The 20,824-nt window shown below is 59.9% G+C and carries 22 protein-coding genes; 11 read left to right on the top strand and 11 right to left on the bottom strand.

Translation table 11 applies throughout. The annotated features are described in order from the left end of the window. The first annotated feature begins 252 nt into the window (after positions 1-252). From N5D22_RS06600 to N5D22_RS06590, 3 genes are all read left to right on the top strand, one after another. Positions 253-1,179, top strand: a complete 927-nt coding sequence (locus tag N5D22_RS06600; protein ID WP_279654888.1) for a sulfite exporter TauE/SafE family protein — start codon at positions 253-255, stop codon at positions 1,177-1,179. Continuing rightward, positions 1,176-2,003, top strand: a complete 828-nt coding sequence (locus tag N5D22_RS06595; protein WP_279654887.1) for a TIGR02186 family protein — start codon at positions 1,176-1,178, stop codon at positions 2,001-2,003. The genes N5D22_RS06600 and N5D22_RS06595 overlap by 4 nt, the downstream gene beginning before the upstream one ends. 159 nt (positions 2,004-2,162) lie before the next feature. Next, entirely contained in the window at positions 2,163-2,600 is a 438-nt protein-coding gene (locus N5D22_RS06590; protein WP_020010966.1) for a universal stress protein, read from the top strand. A gap of 18 nt (positions 2,601-2,618) precedes the next feature. Here N5D22_RS06590 and pdeM read toward each other — a convergent pair whose 3' ends face one another. Continuing rightward, positions 2,619-3,347, bottom strand: a complete 729-nt coding sequence (gene pdeM / locus N5D22_RS06585) for a ligase-associated DNA damage response endonuclease PdeM (RefSeq protein WP_279654886.1) — start codon at positions 3,345-3,347, stop codon at positions 2,619-2,621. A gap of 28 nt (positions 3,348-3,375) precedes the next feature. After that, complete coding sequence (locus N5D22_RS06580) at positions 3,376-5,895, bottom strand: ligase-associated DNA damage response DEXH box helicase (protein WP_279654885.1); 2,520 nt, start codon at positions 5,893-5,895, stop codon at positions 3,376-3,378. A 121-nt stretch (positions 5,896-6,016) separates the two neighbouring features. Here N5D22_RS06580 and N5D22_RS06575 point away from each other — a divergent pair, with 121 nt between their 5' ends. Continuing rightward, positions 6,017-6,520 (top strand): Rrf2 family transcriptional regulator, encoded by a 504-nt coding sequence (locus tag N5D22_RS06575; protein WP_279654884.1) that lies wholly within the window; start codon positions 6,017-6,019, stop codon positions 6,518-6,520. A gap of 97 nt (positions 6,521-6,617) precedes the next feature. Continuing rightward, positions 6,618-7,079 carry a carboxymuconolactone decarboxylase family protein gene (locus N5D22_RS06570; RefSeq protein ID WP_279654883.1) on the top strand — a complete coding sequence of 154 codons (462 nt, stop codon included), beginning with the start codon at positions 6,618-6,620 and terminating at the stop codon, positions 7,077-7,079. A gap of 26 nt (positions 7,080-7,105) precedes the next feature. On the opposite strand, the gene N5D22_RS06565 is transcribed toward N5D22_RS06570, so the two are convergent. The 3 genes from N5D22_RS06565 to N5D22_RS06555 form a co-directional block, all read right to left on the bottom strand. Continuing rightward, positions 7,106-7,747 carry a YitT family protein gene (locus N5D22_RS06565; RefSeq protein ID WP_279654882.1) on the bottom strand — a complete coding sequence of 214 codons (642 nt, stop codon included), beginning with the start codon at positions 7,745-7,747 and terminating at the stop codon, positions 7,106-7,108. A gap of 71 nt (positions 7,748-7,818) precedes the next feature. Next, positions 7,819-8,430, bottom strand: coding sequence for a YitT family protein (locus N5D22_RS06560; protein ID WP_035236585.1), 612 nt, complete (start codon positions 8,428-8,430; stop codon positions 7,819-7,821). A gap of 134 nt (positions 8,431-8,564) precedes the next feature. Further along, a complete protein-coding gene (locus N5D22_RS06555) occupies positions 8,565-9,506 on the bottom strand; it encodes a class I SAM-dependent methyltransferase (protein ID WP_279654881.1) in 942 nt (313 codons plus the stop codon). Positions 9,507-9,674: 168 nt separating this feature from the next. Between N5D22_RS06555 and N5D22_RS06550 the strand changes: the two genes are divergently transcribed. Together N5D22_RS06550 and N5D22_RS06545 are read left to right on the top strand one after the other, a co-directional pair. Next, the gene (locus tag N5D22_RS06550) at positions 9,675-9,941 is read left to right on the top strand and encodes a DUF6460 domain-containing protein (RefSeq protein WP_003493739.1); all 267 of its coding nucleotides are present in this window, start codon (positions 9,675-9,677) and stop codon (positions 9,939-9,941) included. A gap of 1 nt (position 9,942) precedes the next feature. After that, positions 9,943-10,440 carry a CAP domain-containing protein gene (locus N5D22_RS06545; protein WP_279654879.1) on the top strand — a complete coding sequence of 166 codons (498 nt, stop codon included), beginning with the start codon at positions 9,943-9,945 and terminating at the stop codon, positions 10,438-10,440. Between the two features lie 184 nt (positions 10,441-10,624). Here N5D22_RS06545 and N5D22_RS06540 read toward each other — a convergent pair whose 3' ends face one another. Both N5D22_RS06540 and N5D22_RS06535 read right to left on the bottom strand, forming a co-directional pair. Then, complete coding sequence (locus N5D22_RS06540; protein WP_279654878.1) at positions 10,625-11,716, bottom strand: quinone-dependent dihydroorotate dehydrogenase; 1,092 nt, start codon at positions 11,714-11,716, stop codon at positions 10,625-10,627. Beyond that, positions 11,716-12,069, bottom strand: coding sequence for a DUF952 domain-containing protein (locus tag N5D22_RS06535; protein WP_279654877.1), 354 nt, complete (start codon positions 12,067-12,069; stop codon positions 11,716-11,718). Before N5D22_RS06535 ends, N5D22_RS06540 begins: the two co-directional genes overlap by 1 nt. Positions 12,070-12,311: 242 nt before the next feature. Here N5D22_RS06535 and N5D22_RS06530 point away from each other — a divergent pair, with 242 nt between their 5' ends. Together N5D22_RS06530 and N5D22_RS06525 are read left to right on the top strand one after the other, a co-directional pair. Next, positions 12,312-12,962, top strand: coding sequence for a response regulator transcription factor (locus tag N5D22_RS06530; protein ID WP_279654876.1), 651 nt, complete (start codon positions 12,312-12,314; stop codon positions 12,960-12,962). Positions 12,963-13,073: 111 nt separating this feature from the next. Continuing rightward, the gene (locus N5D22_RS06525; protein ID WP_006313323.1) at positions 13,074-13,724 is read left to right on the top strand and encodes a helix-turn-helix transcriptional regulator; all 651 of its coding nucleotides are present in this window, start codon (positions 13,074-13,076) and stop codon (positions 13,722-13,724) included. 37 nt (positions 13,725-13,761) lie between these two features. Here N5D22_RS06525 and N5D22_RS06520 read toward each other — a convergent pair whose 3' ends face one another. Both N5D22_RS06520 and uppY read right to left on the bottom strand, forming a co-directional pair. Next, positions 13,762-14,514 (bottom strand): polysaccharide deacetylase family protein, encoded by a 753-nt coding sequence (locus N5D22_RS06520; RefSeq protein ID WP_279654875.1) that lies wholly within the window; start codon positions 14,512-14,514, stop codon positions 13,762-13,764. Between the two features lie 26 nt (positions 14,515-14,540). Beyond that, positions 14,541-15,836: a Wzy-type polysaccharide biosynthesis protein UppY gene (gene uppY, locus N5D22_RS06515; RefSeq protein WP_279654874.1), complete on the bottom strand. Its 1,296-nt coding sequence runs from the start codon at positions 15,834-15,836 to the stop codon at positions 14,541-14,543. Between the two features lie 288 nt (positions 15,837-16,124). Between uppY and uppX the strand changes: the two genes are divergently transcribed. Further along, positions 16,125-17,417: a Wzx-type polysaccharide biosynthesis protein UppX gene (gene uppX, locus N5D22_RS06510; RefSeq protein WP_279654873.1), complete on the top strand. Its 1,293-nt coding sequence runs from the start codon at positions 16,125-16,127 to the stop codon at positions 17,415-17,417. A gap of 36 nt (positions 17,418-17,453) precedes the next feature. On the opposite strand, the gene N5D22_RS06505 is transcribed toward uppX, so the two are convergent. Continuing rightward, a complete protein-coding gene (locus N5D22_RS06505; protein WP_347881138.1) occupies positions 17,454-18,215 on the bottom strand; it encodes a transporter substrate-binding domain-containing protein in 762 nt (253 codons plus the stop codon). A gap of 170 nt (positions 18,216-18,385) precedes the next feature. Here N5D22_RS06505 and N5D22_RS06500 point away from each other — a divergent pair, with 170 nt between their 5' ends. Continuing rightward, a complete protein-coding gene (locus N5D22_RS06500; RefSeq protein ID WP_279654871.1) occupies positions 18,386-20,323 on the top strand; it encodes a glycosyltransferase family 2 protein in 1,938 nt (645 codons plus the stop codon). Positions 20,324-20,521: 198 nt separating this feature from the next. Here the strand turns inward: N5D22_RS06500 and N5D22_RS06495 are convergent, their stop codons facing one another. After that, entirely contained in the window at positions 20,522-20,815 is a 294-nt protein-coding gene (locus tag N5D22_RS06495) for a hypothetical protein (protein WP_279654870.1), read from the bottom strand. Positions 20,816-20,824: the final 9 nt, after the last annotated feature.

Genomic DNA, 20,824 nt, shown 5'->3' with positions numbered 1-20,824 from the left:
GAATGAAGCGGCCCCCCCGGCCGCTTCCCCGCAGTCCGGCGCAGGAATGTGACCGGCCGCCGACACACGGCCGCTATCTTTCCAAATTATCAACGTATTTACCGTTGAATGTTGACAGGTCAGGCCCTCAGGGGCATGACGGAAGAAGGCCGGGCATGCCCGGTCTTTTCAGACAGAAAGTATAAATCGCGGCGCGGCCCCCTCACCCGGACAAGCCCTGCCGCCCGGAACCATTTGCCCGAGGTCCGAGCCGTGACTGTCTATCTGCCGATCGCAGAACTGTCGGTGAATATTTTCATCATTCTCGGCATGGGCGCGGCCGTCGGTTTTCTTTCCGGCATGTTCGGCGTGGGCGGCGGCTTTCTGATTACCCCGCTTCTGATTTTCTACAATATTCCGCCTGTGGTGGCCGTGGCGACGGGTGCAAACCAGGTGGTCGCCTCCTCCGTATCAGGCTCGATCACGCATTTCCGACGTGGAACGCTCGACGTCAAGCTCGGCAGCGTGCTGCTTGTGGGCGGTCTGGTGGGGGCGACGGTCGGCGTGTGGATATTCTCCTTCCTGCGCAGCATCGGCCAGCTCGATCTCATCGTCTCGCTGCTTTACGTCATCCTGCTCGGCACCGTCGGTGTGCTGATGCTGAAGGAAAGCATTTCGGCGCTGCGGCGCGCCGCCCGCAACGAGACCGTGACGCTGCGCCGTCCGGGTCATCACAATTGGGTGCACCGCCTGCCGCTGAAAATGCGGTTCAAGAAATCGAAGATTTATCTCAGCATCATTCCCATCGTCACGCTGGGTTTCGGCATAGGCATCCTCACCTCGATCATGGGTGTGGGCGGCGGCTTCATCATGGTGCCGGCGATGATCTATCTCTTACGCATCCCCACCAGCGTGGTTGTCGGCACCTCGCTGTTCCAGATCATTTTCGTCACCGCCTATACGACCGTGGTTCAGGCGGCGACCAACTATTCCGTCGATGTGGTGCTTGCCTTCATCCTGATGGTGGCGGGCGTCATCGGCGCGCAATATGGCGTGCGCGTCGGCCAGAAATTGCGCGGCGAACAGCTGCGCGCCCTGCTCGCCCTGCTCGTCCTCGCGGTCGCGCTTCGCCTTGCCGTTTCACTGGTGGTGCGGCCCGAAGACCTGTTTTCGGTGGCCGTCGGGGGGTTAGGTTATTGACCCGCCATTTGCTGCTTGCCGCCCTTGCCCTGCTCTCATGTCTTGCCCTCGGGCAAACCGCTTCGGCGCAGACGCCGCCACTTGCCCTGCCGCCCGGCCCGCAGCAGCGGCCGCTACAGGAAAATATCGAAATCGGCGCATCGACGACCGAAATTCCCATCGCGTCGGATTTTCGCGGCGCGGATTTCACGCTTTTCGGCGCGCTCAACAATACCGACCAGCTGCTGCTCGCCATCGGGCAATATGATATCGTCGTGACGCTGGAAGGGCCGAGCGACTATATGACCGTGCGCAAGAAGGAGCGCGTGGCGGGCATCTGGATCAATACCAGCGCCATCACCTTCACGCCGCTGCCGGAATCCTATTCCATGGCCAGCACGCGCAATATCAGCGATGTCGCCTCGCCCGGAATGCTCCGCGCCATGGGGCTCGGTGTCGACCATCTTTCGCTCAAGAGCGCGGTCTTCTCCGGCGTGCCCGACAATGTCTTCGATTTTCAGGAGGCCTATCGGCGGCTGAAGCTTTCGAGCGGCATCTATCGCAACGACACGACCGGGGTGCGGCTGGAACGCACCGGCCTGTTCTGGGCGACCTTGCGCCTGCCGGCCAACGTGCCGAACGGCGTGCACACCGCCCGCGCCTATCTCTTCAAGAGCGGCAAATTCATCGCCCAGCGCGAATTGAAGCTGCGTGTCGTCAAGACCGGCATGGAGCAGGCGATCACCGACGCCGCGCATCAGACGCCGCTTGCCTATGGCGCGCTCTGCGTTCTGCTCGCCGTCGTGACCGGCTGGGGCGCCAGCATCATCTTCCGCAAGGACTGATCGCTTTCATCACCCGAAAGAGCGCCCTGCCACCCGCAAGGGGGCAAAGATAGCATTCGCTTCCGCCAACGGTTTGCGGTAAAATTCAAGGCGTTACAATCACGCACGGAGCTCGTGGCGGTATGCGCGGTTGTGACGGGGATGAAAAGGAGAAATGTCATGTTCAAGCACATTCTCATTCCCACCGATGGCTCGCCGCTGGCGCAGATCGCAATCGACCAAGGGTTCGCTCTCGCCAAGGAGGCAGGCGCAAAGGTGACCGTGGTGACGGTATCGGAACCCTTTCATGTGATTGCCAGCGATGTCGAGGACATTGCCGCCATTGCCGAAGAGGAATTTCACCGTTGTGAGGAGGCGGAGCATCTGCTGCGCGATACGCAGGCGCACGCTGCTGCCATGGGGCTCGATTGCGAGGCCCTGCTGGCGCGCGCGGGGCGGCCGGACGAGGCGATCATCGAAATCGCCGACAAGACCGGCTGCGACCTCATCGCCATGGCGTCGCACCGGCGCAGGAGTTTTGTCGAGATGCTGCTCGGCAGTGTCACGGCCAAGGTGTTGAAGAACTCGAAGATACCGGTGCTGGTCTACCGGCAATAGGTAGCTGGCGCGATGCGCTCAGCCGATGAGATTTGAAAACCGCACCGAATAGATGCGGTCCCGCCCCATCAGATGCGCGACGAGAGCGGCATGATCGAACAGGCCGCGCATGGCCTTGTGGCGCAGATCCAGCCCGCCGCTCATCACCCCGAAAGCCGGCATCAACAGACGCGACCCGTCGGTGGCGAAACAGGGCCGCCGCACCGTCTTTTCGCGGCGGCGAACCGTGGCGGAGGGATGCAGGTGCCCGGCGATTTCGCCGGCGGCATCGCCCGGCTTTGGCTCATGGCGGAAGACGAGGCTGCCGTAGAACATCTCGTCCACCGAAGAGCCCGGCAGGTCGACCGTGCCGTCAGGGTCGTGGTTACCGTTGATCCATATCCATTCGCGGCCTCGGGCCATGTCGCGGATGAGTTCGCGCAACGGCAGCGGCAGATGCTCGGAACCGACGCGGTCGTGGAAATTATCGCCAAGGCTGACGACGATCTTCGGATCGTAACGGCTGACGAGGGAGGACAGTATTTTGAGGGTGGCGATGGTATCGTATGGCGGCAGCATGCGTCCGCGCCGGGCGAAGGCCGCGCCCTTTTCCAGATGCAGGTCGGAAACAACGAGCAGCGACAGGTCCGGCAGGTAGAGCCCGCCCAGGGGATCGCACCAGGCGGCGACGCCGTTGATGGCGGTTTCGCTGCCAAGGCATTCGAAGCCATTGGAAAACCTGTCGCTCAATGTCAGCCGGCTCAGCACTTTTGTCGTTGTTCCTTCATCGCGTATGTCAGGACATGGCCTCGGCGATCAGCTCGTCGGCGGCCTCGGCCAGCACATCGTCCATCGCCTCACCCGCCACCGTCTCGCGGCCGATTTCCAGCATGACAGGAACGGCGAGCGGCGAGACATGTTCCAGCGCGCGATGGGTGGTGTGACCCTTGATTCGCTTCAGCATATCGCCAAGACGGCCAATATCCAAAAGTCCCGCCGCGGCATCGCGCCGTGTCGCTTCCAGCAGGATATGGTCCGGCTCATGGCTGCGAAGAACGTCATAAATAAGATCGGCGGAGACCGTGACCTGTCTGCCGGTTTTTTCCTTGCCGGGATGGCGGCGTTCGATCAGCCCGGAAATGACGGCGCAATTGCGGAAAGTGCGCTTCAGCATGAAGGATTCGTCCAGCCACGCCTCCAGATCGTCGCCCAGCATGTCCTCGTCCAGCAGGTCTGCAAGCGACAGGCGGCGGGATTTCAGCCGTCTGCCGATATCCTCCATGGCCCAGATGGCGAGCGAATAATCGGTGGCGACGAAACCCATGGGCTTTGCGCCGGCACGCTCCAGCCGTCGCGTCAAAAGCATGCCGAGCGTCTGGTGCGCCAAGCGCCCTTCGAAGGGATACATGACCATGAAGAAGCGCTTGCGGAAGGGGAAGGTCTCGACCAGCAGCTCCTCGCGCTTGGGAATGATCGACTTTTCCTTCTGGATCGCCAGCCAGTCACGCACCTGATCCGGCAAAGCGTGCCAGCGCGTCGGGTCTGCCAGCATGGAGCGCACCTGATCGGCGAGATAGGTGGAAAGCGGGAACTTGCCGCCGGCATAGGAGGGTATCTTCGGGTCCATGGAAAATGCCTGCGACACCAGACATTCATTCTCCCTAATGCCTTCGAAGCGCAGCACCTTGCCGGCGAACAGGAAGGTATCGCCCTGCACCAGCTGCTCGAGGAAATATTCCTCGACCTTGCCGAGCGACATGCCGCCGCGCCCGACGGTGCCTTTGGCATTGCGCTTGACCATGCGGACGTTCAATTCCGCCGCCTCGACGATGGTGCCGAGGTTCAGCCGATATTGCTGGGCGACCGCCGGATTGGAGACGCGCCAGCGACCGTCCTTCATCTGGCGGATGCGGGCGTAACGCTCATAGGTGCGCAGCGCATAACCGCCGGTGGCGGTGAAATCCACCACCCGGTCAAATGTAGCGCGCGACAGATCGGCATAAGGAGAAGCGCTGGCCACTTCGCAATAGAGATCATCCGCATCGAAGGGTTCGGCGCAGGCCATGCCGAGTATATGCTGGGCGAGAACATCAAGCGCGCCCTCGGCAATCGGCGGCGTATCCTGCGCGCCGATATAATTGGCATCCAAAGCTGCGCGGCACTCCATCACCTCAAAACGGTTGGCGGGAACGAGGATCGCCTTTGACGGCTCATCCATGCGATGATTGGCGCGGCCGATGCGCTGGGCCAGGCGGCTTGCGCCCTTCGGTGCGCCGACATGCACGACAAGGTCGACATCGCCCCAGTCTATGCCGAGATCGAGCGTGGAGGTGGCGACCACGGCGCGCAATTTGTTTTCCGCCATGGCCGCTTCCACCCTGCGGCGCTGGCCGGCATCCAGTGAGCCGTGATGGAGTGCAATCGGCAGATTATCGTCGTTGATGGTCCAGAGTTCCTGGAAGATCAGCTCGGCCTGCGAGCGCGTGTTGACGAAGATCAGCGTCGTCTGATGGTCCTTCAGCGCGGCGTACAAATCCTTCATGGCGTAACGCGCCGAATGGCCGGACCATGGGATGCGCTCTTCCGTGCTCAGGATGGAGATATCCGGCTTTGCGCCGCCTTCGACGGTGATGAGGCCGGCGGGCGGCTCGTCCTGCCCCTGCGGCGCGAGATAACGGCGCAAATCCATCGGCTCCGCCACCGTGGCCGAGAGGCCGATGAAGCGCACATCGGGTGCGTGCCGGCGCACCCGGGCGAGCGCCAGCGCCAGCAGATGGCCGCGTTTGGAGGTGACGAGCGAATGCAGCTCGTCCAGCACCACATATTTCAGGTCACGGAAGAAGCGCTCGGCCTCCTTGTTGGCGAGCAGCAGCGAGACCTGCTCCGGCGTCGTCAGCAGAATATCCGGCGGCTTGACCTTCTGGCGCTGGCGTTTGCCCTGCGGCGTATCGCCGGTGCGTGTCTCAATGGAGATCGGCAGGCCCATTTCAGAGACGGGTCTGGTGAGGTTGCGTTCGATATCCACCGCCAACGCCTTGAGCGGTGAGATATAGAGCGTGTGCACGCCGACGAAGCCAGAGCCCGGCGGCACCTTGCCGCGTTCCGCCAGAGCGGTGAGCGAGGCCATGAAGCCGCCCAGCGTCTTGCCGGCGCCCGTGGGCGCGATCAGCAGCATGTTCTCGCCGCCGCGTGCTCGGGCCATCAGCTCCAATTGATGCGCGCGCGGAGACCACCCCTTTTCGGCAAACCATTTCTGGAATGGAAGGGGCAAGGAGCCGACATGCGTGCCGGAAATGGGAGACTCGGTGTGTTTCACGTCTTCAAGGTAGTGAAAAAGCTGCAAAAAAGAAGGGCGGAACGGCACCGCTTGACAGAAAGCATAATCGCGGATAAATTTTATCCATGATACTGAAACAAACCGCACAGGGACAAGTCGGATGAAACTCGGCGACGGCGTGGAACAGGCCATTCACAGCGTGGGCATGCTGGCGGGACTTTCCGAAGGCGGCGTGCTGTCGGCGGCGGCGCTGGCGGAATTTCACGGCGTTTCCACAAGCTATCTGTTGAAGCATCTTCAGTCGCTGTCCAACGCCGGAATAGTCGCCACCGTGCCGGGGCCGAAGGGCGGTTACCGTCTGGCCAGGGCGACCGACAGGATCACCCTGCTCGATATCGTGCTGGCTGTCGAAGGGCCGCAGCCCGCCTTCCGCTGCGCAGAAATCCGCCAGCGCGGGCCGAACCCTTTGCCGGGGCGTTATTTCACCAAGCCCTGCGGCATCAATGCCGCAATGCTGAAAGCGGAGAAAGCCTATCGGGCCGAGCTCGCCAAGACCACCATCGCCGACATTCTGGGCGATCTCGCCGCCAATGATGATGGCGGGATTGCCGCGCGAGGCTGCGCCTTTCTGGCGCTGAACGAGCGCAAGACGATGGCGCGCTGAGACCCGAAAAGACAGGATCACCGAAATACCGGAAGCCTCACGGCTTTCCGGATCGATAACGCATGTCCTCAAACAGACCCAACCAATGGAGAGACCCATGAAAACCCGTATCAACTATGCCAAAGCATCCCCCGAAGCCTTCAAGGCAGTCATGGCTCTGGAGAATTATGTCCAGGGCAGCGGGCTGGAGCGCCGCTTCGTTCATCTCATCAAGCTGCGTGCCTCAATCATCAACGGCTGTGCCTTTTGTGTGGACATGCATGTGAAGGAAAGCCGCCATGACGGGCTTTCCGAACAATGGATCAACCTGATGAGCGTGTGGCGGGAATCCCCCGTTTATACCCAGCAGGAAAGGGCGCTGCTCGGCTGGGTGGACGCGGTGACGAAGATTGCCGAAACCGGCGCCCCGGATGACGCCTTCGAGATGCTTAAGGCGCATTTTTCCGATGAGGAGATCGTGAAGATTACCGTCGCCATCGGCGCGATCAACACCTGGAACCGCATCGCCGTCGGTTTCCGCTCCCAGCATCCGGTCGATGCGGCTGCGAAGGCGGCGTGACCTGTTAAACCCGAAACGGGCGGCCGCTACATGGCGATGTAGCGGTCGTTCCTGTGATTGATGGCGAGCGTAAGGTTCATGACCAGCGCGCCGAGGACAGAGCAGATGATGACGAAAGGTGTGGCCACGAAAAACGAGCAGGCCAGCACCATGCCGTCAAAGGCGAGCTGCACGAGGCCCGCGCGCCAGCCGAAACGATCCTGCAAATAAAGCGCGAGGATACCAAAACCGCCGAGACTGGTGCGATGACGGAACAGCGCCAGCATGCCGGCCGCAACCGTCAGCCCGCCGAAAAGTGCCGCAGCAACCGGATTGATGCTCTGGAAGGCAAAGAAGCCGGGCATATATTCCGACAGCAGCGCCGTCATGGCGATGGCGCAGAAGGTCTTGACCGTGAAGGCGAGGCCGAGGCGGCGGAAGGCGAGATAATAAAACGGCAGGTTGACGAGGAAGAAGACTGTGCCGAAGCTCAGCTCCGTGCCGTAATGCACGAGAAAAGCGAGGCCGACAGTGCCGCCCGTCAAAAGGCCCGCTGCGGAAAACAGCGTGACACCGAGCGAAACCAGCATGCTGCCCGCGAGAACGCCCTGCGCATCCTCCAGCAATGAATGACGATCCGGCGCGGAGGCCCAAAGGTTCAGACGCCTGCGCGCAGTCGTATCATCCATGCCCATCCCCCTGTCTTTCGGACCCTGCCGAGCTATTGCGCCGAAGCGCGACGGATTTCAACCACCTTTGCTCAGCGCACGACGATGTATCTGTCCGAGCGGTGGTTGATGGCCAGAAACATGTTGAGAACGAAGGCACCCACGATCGAATAAACGACGGTCGCCGGATCGATGACGAGGAAGGCGCAGAGCATCACGAAGGCATCGAAGGCGAGCTGGATCAGACCGGCGCGGATGCCGAAACGGTCCTGAATATAGATGGCGAGAATGCCAATGCCGCCGAGGCTGGCGCGGTGACGATAAAGCGCCAGCAGACCATAGCCCAGAAGCAGGCCGCCAAGCAGCGCCGCCCAGAGCGGATTGATGCTGTCGATCACCATCCAGCGCGCCTCCACTTCCGTCAGTACCGAAACAAGGCCGATGGCGATGAATGTCTTGAAGGAGAATGCGAGCCCAAGGCGGCGGAAGGACAGGTAATAAAATGGCAGATTGACGAGGAAGAACAGCAGACCGAAGCTGATGCCGAAGGCATAATGAAGCAGGAAGGCAACGCCGGCGGTGCCGCCGGTCAGAAGGCCGACCTTGTTCAGGAGATAAAAGCCGAGCGCCGAGACGATGGCACCGGTGACGATGCCCTGAACGTCTTCCACCGGCGCATGCTTGGCTGGATCGGAACTCCACATGCCGTAAACGCTTCTCGTTATGCTCACGCTTTTCCCTCAGCTTTCCGACATATTTTGCACTGCAAAAAATCGCCGATCAAGATGGATAAGTAAGCAAGCCTGACCTATCGCGAAAAAGGCAAGAAACGGAATGTTCAGGCTTTGGCGCGGGCAAGAAAAAGAATGCCGGAAAGCGGTTTTCCGGCATCCTTGCGAATGGTGGTTTTGCGGATTTCAATGAGGGAAAAGCCCGTGCGCTCAAGAAGCTCGGTTACGTAGCTTTTGGAATGGGCGTAACGAAGGGATTCCCGCAGGATAAAACCTTCCTCATCCCCCGCATCCTCCACCGAGAAGGCAAAAAGGCCCGATGGCTTGAGCAGGGCGGAAACAAGCGGCATGACGGTTTCGAGACTGCCGAGATACATCATCACGTCGGCGGCGGCGACGAGATCGGCGCGGCGCTGCGCAAGTGTCGGGATGAACAGTCCCGAACTCTCTTCGTCCAATGAAAGATCGGCCTGGCCGAGATGATCGTAAAGAGCCTTTTCCTCCGCCTTGGCCAGCATGTTCTGGGAAATGTCGAAACCCTCGAGCCGTTTTGCGAGGGAGCGGATTTCAACACCAAGGAGACCGGTACCGCAGCCAATATCGACGACAGTGTCAAAGGCGCTGTCTTTCGCTTCCTTGCCGATCAGTTCCGCCAGTTTTTGCGGCACGCTGTAATCCAGCTTCTCGACAAGCGAGGTTTCGAAACGGTCGGCATAATCGTCGAACAGCCCTTCCACATAACGGCTTGGCGGCTGTTCGGGTGTTTCGGCGGCGCCAAGAACCGCAAGTTTCAGTTCGGCTGCAAACAGCCCTTCCAAATCAAGTGCGGCGACTTTCTCGTAAGCCACCACGGCTTTTGCGGTCTCCCCCGCCTTTTCGTGATATTCCCCGAAGCGAAACCATCCCGCCGTCCACCGCGGCGCAAGTTCGAGCGCCTGCTCCATAAGTTCGGCGGCGGCGGGATAATCGCCGCCTTCCGCCAACATGCGGGCATAGTCCGCCCGGCGGTCGGCAATGACGTCACCGGAAGAAAACTGGTTTGGGGCCATCAATGATTCCTGAGAAGATGCCGGTTGTCATTTATCAAGCCATAAAAAAACTCAAGTCCTAATTCATGGCCCCTGCGTGGAATTGACTGATATGGCGCGATATAATGCGCGAAAACTTGCATCGAAGCGGTGCGCCCCATATGTCAGGACAAAACAGGAGACTTGCTGATGGCCGGTGAGGTCAACAAAATGCTGGGTGATACGGTGGCCCGCACCGTGGTGAAACTGCTCGTCGTTTCATTGCTCGTCGGCTTTCTGATGGCGATCTTCGGCTTGACGCCGTGGAACATCATTTACGGCGCGCGCGATTTCGTGGTCGACCTGTGGCGCAGCGGCTTTCATGCGCTGGGCGCAATCGGTGACTATCTGATCCTCGGGGCCACGATCGTCATTCCCGTTTTCATCATCCTGCGCCTTCTGAGCTATCGCCGCTGACATGACCGATTCCACCTTTCAAACGCTTTCACGGCGCGGCTTCGTGCTGATTTCCGCCGGTTCCGTTCTTTCCGCCTGCGTTTCGATGCCCACCAACAAGGGCATGCCGTCAGGCACCCGCGATGAGACGGCGGCCGCACTTCCCATGGTCAACGATCTGCGCCGCTCGAAGGGGCTTTCGCCGCTTTCCATCAATGGTGCGGCCAGCGGTGCTGCCGCCTATCAGGCCGGCCGCATGGTCAAGGCGCAGAAGATGGCGCATCTGATCGGCCTCACCGACAGTTTCCTTATCCGCATGAAGGACGGCAATGTGCCGCTTCCGGCCGCGGAAAACGTGGCCGCCGGGCAGGACAGCGTCGAACGGGTGGTGAAGGCCTGGATCGGCTCGAAAAACCATCTCGAAAACATGCTCGGGCCCTATAATGGCCTAGGCGTCGCGGTCGCTTATGACGCCGCCAGCCGCAACCGGCCCTATTGGGCGATGGTGCTCTGCGCCTGAGGTAAAGCGGGGAAACCACCCTCTTTCCTCATTCCTGTGCTCGTCACAGGAAACCAGCCGACATGCGTCGACTCGACGAGAGGACTCTTCTTTTCAGCCCGAGGACTTGGGCTGGCCGGATCCCTGTGACAAGCACAGGGATGAGGGTAGAGAAGAAGCGCTGCCTCGACCGTCCAGGTCGCGCTCAGTCGAGTTTGCGGTCGGCCCAGCGGTCCAGCGCGCTGTCACGCAGGTCGCGAATGGACTCTACGCCCTCGCGGGCAACCAGCTTCGACAGGCCCTTGACGATGGCCGACGGCAGGCCGGGGCCTTCATAGACCATGCAGGAATAAAGCTGCACGAGATCAGCCCCTGCCCTCACCTTTTCCAGCGCCGTTTCCGCGGATGAAACACCGCCGACGCCGATGATCGGCAGGTTGTCGCCGACGCGCCGGCGCATCTTGGCGAGAACCGTTGTGGAAAGCTCGAACAGCGGCTTGCCCGACAGCCCACCCGCCTCTGCCCTTTGCGGACCGGGCCGCAGGCCTTCGCGGGAAAGTGTGGTGTTCGAGACGATCAGGCCATCGAGGTCATGGGCGAGCGCCTCTTCGGCAACGTCGTCCAGCCCCTCTTCGGTCAGATCGGGCGCGATCTTGAGGAAGACCGGGATGCGTTTGCCGAAACGTTCGGCTTCCGCCTTGCGGCGTTCCAGCACCGCGGCAAGAAGGGCGGCGAGGCTTTCACGCGCCTGCAGGTCACGCAGGCCGGGCGTATTGGGCGAGGAAATATTGACGGTGAAATAGGATGCGACCGCATAAAACGCCTCTATGCCCTGCACATAGTCGGCGATGCGGTCCTCGCTATCCTTGTTGGCGCCGATATTGACACCGACAATGCCGCGCAGCTTTGCCTGCTTCAGGCGCTCCAGTGCCGCGGCATGGCCTTCATTGTTGAACCCGAGGCGATTGATGACGCCCTCGTCTTCGACCAGGCGAAAGATGCGCGGCTTGGGATTGCCCGCTTGCGCCTTGGGCGTGACGGTGCCGATTTCGGTAAAACCGAAACCGAGACGGAGAAGCGGTCCCGGCACTTCCGCATTCTTGTCGTAACCCGCCGCCATGCCGAGCGGATTGGGGAAAACGAGACCGGCAACCGTCTGCTGCAGCCGCGGATCGTGCGGCACCATGCAGGTGGGCAGAAAGCCGCTTTTCAGCGCCGCGATGGACAGCCCATGCGCCTTTTCCGGATCGACCAGAAACAGGCCCCTGCGGCCGACAGAGGAAAATAATCCGCTCATCACAAAATCTCCGGAAACTGGTGCTGGCCATCATGATCGAGCGAGAGCGGCGTTTCCCAGAGCACGGCGCTTAGGGGAAGCGGGGCATAGAGATGCGGGAACAGGTCGCCGCCCCTGGACGGTTCATAGACCAGCTTGTCGCCAAGGGCGGCGCCGTCAACCGCGATCAGAAGCAGGTCGACCTGGCCGGAGAAATGCCGCGCGGCGGTCTCGGCCGCCTGTTTTGCCGTCGAGAAATGAATGAAGCCGTCGGTCAGGTCGATGGCGGCGCCCTCGAACACGCCCTTCGCCTTGGCCGCATTCCATAACGTCTCCGGCACGATTTTATAGATGATCGCGGGCGTTTCCTGCATAGGGCTCTCCAAGGCTTTCCACTCAGCGGGATTTGCCGCAAAGCTTGCAGATTGTCCACAGTTTCCACGGCATTTTTATTGTGGCTGGCCTGAAAGGCCGCCTGTCCACAAGCTTTTCCTTGTAATGCGGAACCGATTGGCGCAACCTCTGGCGGAGAAGCCGGGCGTGTTTCGACCACCGGCATAGGGAGTGTACCAGTACCTTGGAAAGAACCGCATAACGCCCTTGGGAGGGGGCCAGAATGTCGGAACTTGTCATTATCATTGCAGACGATCACCCGCTTTTTCGCGGCGCCCTGAAACAGGCCGTATCCGGCCTAGACGGACAGCAGACGATCATTGAAGCCGGGGATTTCGAGGCTGCCCGAAGTGCGGCCGCAGCGCGCAACGACGCCGATCTCATGCTTCTCGATCTCGCCATGCCGGGGGTCAGCGGATTTTCCGGCCTGATGGCGCTGCGAGCGGAGTTTTCCAGCCTGCCGATCGTCATCGTTTCGGCCACGGACGATGCGACCACCGTTCGCCGTTCGATCGAACTTGGCGCTTCCGGTTTCATCTCGAAATCCTCGGGTATCGACGATATCAGAGACGGCATTCGCGCGGTTCTGGAAGGTGATGTCTGGATACCGGCGGGACATCAGGGTGAAAAGGAACAGGACCCTGATGTGGCCGATCTCATCGGCCGGCTCAGAACGCTGACACCGCAGCAGAGCCGGGTTCTGGGCATGCTGGCGGAGGGGCTGCTGAACAAGCAGATCGCTTATGAGCTCAATGTTTCCGAAGCCACCATCAAGGCGCATGTCTCCGCCATCCTGCTGAAGCTCAAGGTCGATAGCCGCACGCAGGCGGTGATCCAGCTCGCCAAGATAAATACCTCGGCCATGGTGGCATAGGCAAGGATTTTATTCCTTTCCTTCCTTTACTCCTGACCGGATATGGTCTAGATTCCGGTCAGTAAACGACAGGAGCTTTCCGCTATCGGCTCCACTTGCGGGCTTTCTATCATGCTTTCACACGAGACGATCTGGAGCGCCATCGATACGCTTGCCGAACGCCATCAGCTGACGCCTTCGGCCTTGGCGAAACGCGCCGGTCTCGACCCCACATCCTTCAATAAATCGAAACGCTTCGGCCCGGATGGCCGCAAGCGCTGGCCCTCGACGGAATCCGTCTCCAAGGTGCTGGAGGCGACGGGAGCAAGCGTCGACCAGTTTTTCGGTTATGCTTTCGGCAGGGCGCAGACGATGCAGCCTTCCGGCGCGGACAATGCCATTCCCCTGCTCGGTTTCGCGCAGGCGGGTTCCGGCGGCTTTTTCGACGATGGCGGTTTCCCGGCAGGTCAGGGCTGGGATGTGGTGGAGTTCCCCTCATCTCCCGAACGCAAGCAGGGCGTCTACGCGCTCGAAGTGCAGGGCGAGAGCATGATGCCGCTTTACCGCGACGGCGACATCCTCATCGTGGAGCCCGGCGCGCAGGTGCGGCGCGGGGACCGCGTGGTGCTGAAAAGCCGCGACGGTGAAGTGATGGCCAAGGTGCTGGCGCGGCAGAGCCCCAAGAATATCGAGCTTCTTTCACTCAACCCCGAGCATCCGAACCGCAGCTTCGACATGGCCGATGTGGAATGGATCGCCCGCATCATCTGGGCCAGCCAATAAGCCCTTTGAAAAGCTGCCGTAATCTGCCGCAACATGCTCAGAGTCCGAGCGCGCTTGCGGCGGCGTCCACCGTCATGACTTTCGCCCCTCCGGATGTCGCCCGGCGAACAAGACCCCGGAATCTCTCTTCCGGGCAACCGTAAAAGCTCGGTGTCGCCGAAACATCATGGGTAAAAATGACAAGCCAGCCGCCATTTTGCAAAGCCTCATCGAGCCAGCGATCGGCGGCATCGAGATAATTTCGATCCGAGCGCAGTTCCACGGCGGCAAGATTATGCGGATCGATGCCGCCCCGGTTAATGCCGGGCATGATGCCGCGCGCGGTTCTGAACCTACGCCGCAACAGCGGCTGCATGATCGGCGAGGCCATGCCGAAAGGAACGGAAAAATTCTGCCTGTGGCGTTTTCCGTCGAAAGAGCCGAGCACGCTGTCATTGCGATCGAGGTCTTCCGCAAGCCCGCGCCGTGAAAAACTCGAAAGCTTGCGATGGGAATAGGTGTGGCAGGCAAGCTCGTGGCCAGCCGCGGCAAGCTCCGAGCAGCCTTTCGCGGAAATCATTTCCTGCTGTTCGTTGTGCCCGTCGATAAAAGTGCCTGCAATGTAAAATGTCCCGCGAACGCCCTCATCCTCGAGAATGCGGGCTCCATTTGTCCAGGCAGTCGCCGGCACATCATCGAATGTGAAGGAAACGATCGGCCCGGAGGTTTCGATCCGCACCGCCGGTCCCGGAAAATATCGCACGAGCCGGTTATTGACCCGGTCTGCGATCGTCCCGATTTTCTGCGTCATACATAGCCCCCCGGCCTGTCAACAAGTTACTGCCCCTGTTCAAGTATGTCGTAAGCCTGATGCCTCAAACAATAGATTGCGATCAGAAGAGAAGACCAGATAGGCCCGGTTCCGGTAAAGAAATTACTCTCAAGACACGAAGAAAGCAGGGCATACACCCAGATTCGTCCGAAAAGTCGAGTCAGACCCGGATCCGTTCCCCTGTCCACCGCCGTGCGGAAATCATTTGCGGGGATGATGACGAGCCATATGATGGTGAGGATAAAGGCCGGCAGGCCGCCATTCAGCAGGCTTTCGACATAACCATTATGGGCATGGAAAGCCGTGACTGCCCAGGTTCCGGCAATATCGGCCTGCGATAAAAGCCGGTCGCTTGTCCAGAACGCCTGGAAACCCTGCCCGAAGATCGGCGACTGCGCAAAGGTGTCGAAGGACAGGCGCCATATGTCGGTCCGGCCGGTGAAGGTGGAATCGATCCCCAGACTTTCGACCAGATTCTGGATGCTTGGAAAATAGGTGGAACCGACTGCGACAATGTTGAGGAAGGTGAGAAGCCCGCCGATCATCAGCAATGTGCGTCCCGCCTGTCTCTCCATGAGCCAGACCAGCGCAATGGTGACGGGTAACAGCATGGCGGCGGTTTTTCCGTTGGTTTTCCAGAGAAAGAACCCCGCCAGCAGCGCGATTGCAATGCCGCCGACCGTAGACCAGGCGTTACGCAGATAAAGCCCGACCATGAAAAGGATGATCATGGCAGGCGCTGCGGCGTTCTTGTGGTTGAAAATGCCGCGCCAGTCGCCCGCAAGGGCTTTTTCATCGAGATCGAAAGGTTGATGGATTGAGCGCGAACGCAGGAAGATCACCCCGAAATAACAAAGCGCGAGCAGGATGATGGCGAAAACAGCCATCATCCGGTCGAATTGCCGTCGGTCCCTTGGCATGACCACCAGGACGCTGGTGATGAAGCACAGAAGCGCCGTGAAGATCAGGCGTTGCAGCGAGGTGCCGGACTGTTCACCGAGCACCGAGCAGATCAACAGCCAGGAAAACAGCAGCAAAATGGGCAGACGCGGTCGCAGCAGCAGCCCGGTCAGCCGGTGCCGCAGGGCAAATACTCCCAGGAGCAGCGCGATCACCAGACCGGTCAGCTGGTTTGCGGCGGCGCGCGGCACCGCTGGAACCGCAAGACTTTCGAAAGGTGCGACTGAAATCCAGATATAGAGCATCGTGACGACGAAAAAAATCGCGTCGCGACGGCTACCCGAAAGTGACATGGCGTTACCTCCCGCAGAAACCGACTGCGTGTCAGCAAAACGCGGCATGGTCGCCTGCATCGGGAACGGAAAATCGGATCATCGGCCTGCCCTGTGATGAATAACAAAACCCTTGGAAACCGGGCCATGTCCAAATAACCATAAATGGTGATTATCATCATTATTGTGCAATTGCTTTAACCCTCTCTTACCTCAAGACGGCTAAGACAGGAGAAACTGTCATTCATTCGGATTACTGGCATTCAGTTTACTGGCCGGTCACCGGCCTTTTCAGTTCGCAAACTATTGCAAGGCAGGGCGGTTATCTTTGAATTTGCCCGGCAATGTCGAAAAAACATGGAGAATGAGGTGTCATTGAATACGCCGCGGTTCGGCCATCTGGTGAGACTGGGATTGAACTACATGGCATCCGGGGGGGCGCTGCTGATGTCGAGCGCCGCCCAGCTTTTGACATTTGCCCTGCTTGCCCGCCATCTCGGCGTCGAACAATTCGCGCTTTACGCCTCCATCACGGCCGTCACCAATCTCGGTGTGCAGATCTGCGGCATCGGCTCGCAGGAATCGCTCATCCGCCGCGTGGCGCAGGATCGCAGCATGTTTCCTGTCATGCTCGGCCACAGCTATCTCCTGAGCGCCGCCACCGGTGTGGTGCTGACCATCGTCGGCATGATAACGATCCCGGTGTTTTTCCCCACCTCGGAAACCCTGCTGCACACGCTCATTACCACTTTCCTGATCCTGGTGACGAACCTCGTTCTTCTGAAGGTCATTTCGCTTTCCACGCAGAGCTTCATCGCCCATTCCGATTTTGCCTCCGCCAACAAGCTGGAAGTCATGTTTGCCGTGGCCCGCACGATTGCCGCCGTGGTCGCATGCCTTGTCTTCAAGGTGGAAACAGTCGAGGCCTGGGCCCTGTGGAACCTTGCCGCACACACGATTGCCGCCGTTATCTCGGTCAAGGCGATCGGCAGGCTCGGCCGGCCGGTGTTTCGGATCGTTCGCGAAGAAATCCGCATCGGCGTCCTGTTTTCCACCCAGTTCCTGTTCAAGGCCGTGCGTGGCAATGCCGATATTCTCGTTCTCGGCGCCATCGCCAGCGCCGAGGTTCTGGGCAGCTACTCCATCGCCCGTCGTATTCTCGACAGTTCCTACCTCTCCGTAGAAGCTCTCAACCGCCTGATCTATCCGGGTTCGGCCTCCGCCGCCCTGCAGGGCATCGGCAAGACCATAGAACGCGCCTATAATGTCCTGAAGGCCGCTCTTTTCATCGCGGCCGGCAGCGCGTTGGCGATCTTCATCATCGCACCCTTCCTGCCCCTGCTGTTTGGAGACGAATATGTCTCGCTGCCCGTCATAACCCGTGTTCTCTGCTGGGCGGTGCTGCCGATGGCGGTTGCCGCAACGGCGCTTGAGGCACTCGGCGCTTCCGGGCGACAGGATATTCGCGCCAAGATATGGAACAGCGGCAATCTCATCGGCTCCGTCGTAGTCGCCCTCTTCACCTGGTCCTTCAGCATTTCAGGAACGATCGGCAGCTACTTCATCGTGGAAACCGCCATCGCCGCCGCCGTTTGGATCGCGCTTCTGCGATTGCGCCGCGATGGCGAGGCTTTTGCACCCGCCAAATAACGCACTGGCCGGAGCCCAATCCGGCCAGTCACTGTTCTAATAAAGTCCGTAGGGGAAATAACGGCGGTAGATTTCCTCCAGCCGGCCATTGCGGGAAAGCGCGGCAAGCGCCTGGTCAAAGGCCGGCACAAGCACATTGTCCGGATCGACAGCCATGATGGAAAGGCCCTCACCAAGAAACCTGTCCGACATGTAAGGCCCGCCGAAGAGAGCGCAGCAACCCTCGGAGGCGCTGCCCGAAACCCAGAAGGGCAGGCGCAGGCCGTCGGCAAAAATGGCGTCCACCTTGCCCGTCTTCAGGGCTTCATACATGGGGTCGTAGCCCTCGAAACCTTCAGCCATGGCTTTGGGAAAAAATGCCTTGAGCATCTGTTCGTGCCGCGAGCCCGTAACGACACCCACCTTCTTTCCCGACAGGGCGTCGGCACCGGATCCGGAAAATTTCGCGGCCTTGTTGACAGCAAGACGGGCCGGCAACAGCAGATAGGGGCGCGAGAAGGTGAAACTCTTGCGCAGGTCGGCGGTGGTGGCGATGCCGGAAATCACCGCTTCCCCCTCTCCCATTTCCAGTGCCGCCTCCAGCTCGTCAAATGGCAGGGCCTGCACCTGGCACTTGCTTTCCACCTTCAGCTGAGCACAGATTTCGCGGACCAGATCGACATGGAAACCCGCCAGCCGGCCCTCCTGATCGGTAAAATTGAAGGGCGGAAAATCAACCGACATCAGAAATCTGATCCGCGGAATGGACGAAAGATCGCCTCCCGGAAACCGCTCCTGCGCATCGAAAAGCACCGGCATGCGGTTTCCATCCGAGAGGCCCTCGGCATGAATTTCCCTTAAAAAACCGACAAATTGTAAAGCAAAAACTAAAGTAAAAACAAGAACTACATTCCGCGTTACATTCGTCATTCTCATCTATACTGTCCATATCAGGAAGTGGGGCATTACCATGACGGCGGCGGCGATGCATGGATCATTTTAGGCAATATACACGAGAATCGTTTCGCACGACGCCAGCGGGGCGAAAAATTGTATTTTCGTCCATCGACGGCAATCCACTCCGGTCCGCCATCGAGCCGGATACACCCGGACCAACGCGCTTCCTCACCTCGCTTGGATTTGGAAAGCCCTATATCAGCACTTTCAAAGAACAGGCCCTGAAAAACGGCTCAACCGTCGAGGATGAACTCCTGGCGAGCGGTCTCGTCGATACGAATGCGTATTACGGTGCCTTTGCCAGATTTTTGCGATTGCCGTTTCTTTCAGAAATCGATCCCGGCCGGGTAACGGATGTCACTCATCTGGACCTGCAACTTGCCGAACCGCGATTGCTACGGCTGACGCCGCTGAATGGCAAAGCAGTGCTGCTGATCGTGCCCGAACTGGGACGCATGGAAATGCTGAGAAGCATACTCGATCAGCACCCGCATCTTTTCGGCGAACTAGCCGTGACCACGCCGCAGGCCATGCGCAGCGCAATCTGGAAGGCCGGTGAAACACGCCGCTGCCTTGAGACGCGTCATCAGCTTTTCAACGCGGCGCCACAGCATTCCGCCAGGATCACGCTGCACGGCCAGCAGGGTTTCGTGAGCGGCGTATTCGTGACCCTGCTCATTCTTTCGCTGCTGTTTTATACGCAGGCAGCGCTGGCCTTTATTCACATCACCCTGACGCTGCTTTATCTCTCCACACTGCTTTTCAGGCTGTTTGCGCTCATCCACGCTCCCGGGGAAAGCGAGGCGGGAGCCGTTCTGCCGTTCCAGCATGACGGAGAACTGCCGGTCTATACCGTGCTCGTGGCGCTTTATCGAGAAGAAGCGGTCGTTGGACAGCTTGTCGGCGCGCTGGAACGGCTGGACTGGCCGAAATCCCGGCTCGACATCAAGCTCGTCTGCGAGGCGGACGACGACGCAACGATCGAAGCCATCCAGCGGATAGATCCCGGTCCACATATCGAGCTTGTAAGGGTGCCTCCCTCCCTGCCGCGTACCAAACCCAAGGCGTTGACCTATGCGCTTTCCGGCGCGCGCGGCACATTCATTGCCGTCTACGACGCCGAGGACCGACCGCATCCGCAGCAATTGCGCGAAGCCCATGCCAGCTTCCGCGAGCAGCCGGACGAGGTGGCATGCCTGCAGGCGCCGCTTATCATCAGCAATGCGCAATCCTCCTGGCTCAGCGCATGTTTTGCATTGGAATATTCAGGCCTGTTCCGTTGCCTGTTGCCCGTTCTCGCTGCGCAGAAGCTGCCAATACCGCTTGGCGGCACCTCCAACCATTTCCGGACCGCCGCGTTGCGCCGGGCGGGTGCATGGGACCCCTATAATGTGACGGAAGATGCCGATATCGGCCTGAGGCTGCACAGGCTCGGTTATCGTTGCGGCGTCATCCGGCGGCAAACGCTGGAGGATGCGCCGACATCGCTTCCCGTCTGGTTGAGCCAGCGTGCACGGTGGTACAAGGGATGGCTGCAAAGCTGGCTGGTGATGACACGCGCACCCTTTGCAACCGCCCGCAACATGGGATGGCGCGCCTATCTGGTCTTTCAACTGCTGATCGGCGGGATGCTCCTGTCATCACTGACGCATCCCTTTCTGTACGTTTCCTTCGCCTTCATGGTCATGGCGATCCGCGAAAATGGCGGGGATATGCTGCTGTCCTGGCAGGGCATTCTATTCACCATCGATACGCTGAATATCCTCGGAAGCTACGCCATCTTCATGCTGATGGGCCGAAACAGGATGATATCCTACGAGAAAAAACAGGTCGGACGCCGCTGGACGGCAATCCCGCTCTACTGGCTGATGATGTCCGTTGCGGCCTGGCGCGCCGTGGTGGAGTTGAAAACCAGGCCCTTCGTCTGGAACAAGACACCGCATGTGCCAGTCGTCAAAAATCCGGCCTGACGGGACAGAACCAGAGAGCGGTTTTTCACGATACGCGGAACAGGCCCTGCTATTCCAGACGGTACTTCTGAAATTCGCAAGACGGCTCCGGCTTCGATGACGATGGGCTATCGAAGCATCAATATTCAAGATGCCTTGCCGAACGGGCCTTCTCCACGGCAAGGCGTTTCACGTCGCCACCGAAGTGGCCTGATAACTCTATTTGGCGACAAGCCTGTTCTTGATCAGGCCGACGATGATCTGCACGATCAGGCCGCCGACACCGCCGCCAACGAGCTGACCGGCGAGAGCGCCGATATCCACGCCGCCGGCTGCCGCATCTCCCGCCGCGCCGAGCAGCGATCCGAGCACGGTTCCGCCGCCGATGCCGCCAATGGCGCCCGCGATCAGGTTACCGAGCGAGCCGAGATCGGAATCCTTCACTATCTTTCCGCCAGCCGTGCCGCCCACCGCACCGCCGACGATCTGGGCCAATATAGAAGCAAGATCCATGTCATCCTC

Source organism: Agrobacterium sp. GD03872, from assembly GCF_029840625.1.
Classification (GTDB): Bacteria; Pseudomonadota; Alphaproteobacteria; order Rhizobiales; family Rhizobiaceae; genus Agrobacterium; species Agrobacterium fabrum_A.
This window is presented reverse-complemented; position numbering and strand designations above follow the sequence as displayed.

What these genes read in the sequence shown, in the direction of transcription:
- N5D22_RS06540 (WP_279654878.1), bottom strand. Translation starts at nt 11,716, where the DNA reads ATGAGCGGATTATTTTCCTCTGTCGGCCGCAGGGGCCTGTTTCTGGTC.
- N5D22_RS06495 (WP_279654870.1), bottom strand. Translation starts at nt 20,815, where the DNA reads ATGGATCTTGCTTCTATATTGGCCCAGATCGTCGGCGGTGCGGTGGGC.
- N5D22_RS06545 (WP_279654879.1), top strand. Translation starts at nt 9,943, where the DNA reads ATGACCGATTCCACCTTTCAAACGCTTTCACGGCGCGGCTTCGTGCTG.
- N5D22_RS06500 (WP_279654871.1), top strand. Translation starts at nt 18,386, where the DNA reads ATGGATCATTTTAGGCAATATACACGAGAATCGTTTCGCACGACGCCA.
- N5D22_RS06550 (WP_003493739.1), top strand. Translation starts at nt 9,675, where the DNA reads ATGGCCGGTGAGGTCAACAAAATGCTGGGTGATACGGTGGCCCGCACC.
- N5D22_RS06505 (WP_347881138.1), bottom strand. Translation starts at nt 18,215, where the DNA reads ATGCCGGTGCTTTTCGATGCGCAGGAGCGGTTTCCGGGAGGCGATCTT.
- N5D22_RS06565 (WP_279654882.1), bottom strand. Translation starts at nt 7,747, where the DNA reads ATGGATGATACGACTGCGCGCAGGCGTCTGAACCTTTGGGCCTCCGCG.
- N5D22_RS06590 (WP_020010966.1), top strand. Translation starts at nt 2,163, where the DNA reads ATGTTCAAGCACATTCTCATTCCCACCGATGGCTCGCCGCTGGCGCAG.
- uppY (WP_279654874.1), bottom strand. Translation starts at nt 15,836, where the DNA reads ATGCCGCGTTTTGCTGACACGCAGTCGGTTTCTGCGGGAGGTAACGCC.
- uppX (WP_279654873.1), top strand. Translation starts at nt 16,125, where the DNA reads ATGGAGAATGAGGTGTCATTGAATACGCCGCGGTTCGGCCATCTGGTG.
- N5D22_RS06570 (WP_279654883.1), top strand. Translation starts at nt 6,618, where the DNA reads ATGAAAACCCGTATCAACTATGCCAAAGCATCCCCCGAAGCCTTCAAG.
- N5D22_RS06520 (WP_279654875.1), bottom strand. Translation starts at nt 14,514, where the DNA reads ATGACGCAGAAAATCGGGACGATCGCAGACCGGGTCAATAACCGGCTC.
- N5D22_RS06560 (WP_035236585.1), bottom strand. Translation starts at nt 8,430, where the DNA reads ATGTGGAGTTCCGATCCAGCCAAGCATGCGCCGGTGGAAGACGTTCAG.
- N5D22_RS06535 (WP_279654877.1), bottom strand. Translation starts at nt 12,069, where the DNA reads ATGCAGGAAACGCCCGCGATCATCTATAAAATCGTGCCGGAGACGTTA.
- N5D22_RS06555 (WP_279654881.1), bottom strand. Translation starts at nt 9,506, where the DNA reads ATGGCCCCAAACCAGTTTTCTTCCGGTGACGTCATTGCCGACCGCCGG.
- N5D22_RS06575 (WP_279654884.1), top strand. Translation starts at nt 6,017, where the DNA reads ATGAAACTCGGCGACGGCGTGGAACAGGCCATTCACAGCGTGGGCATG.
- N5D22_RS06525 (WP_006313323.1), top strand. Translation starts at nt 13,074, where the DNA reads ATGCTTTCACACGAGACGATCTGGAGCGCCATCGATACGCTTGCCGAA.
- N5D22_RS06530 (WP_279654876.1), top strand. Translation starts at nt 12,312, where the DNA reads ATGTCGGAACTTGTCATTATCATTGCAGACGATCACCCGCTTTTTCGC.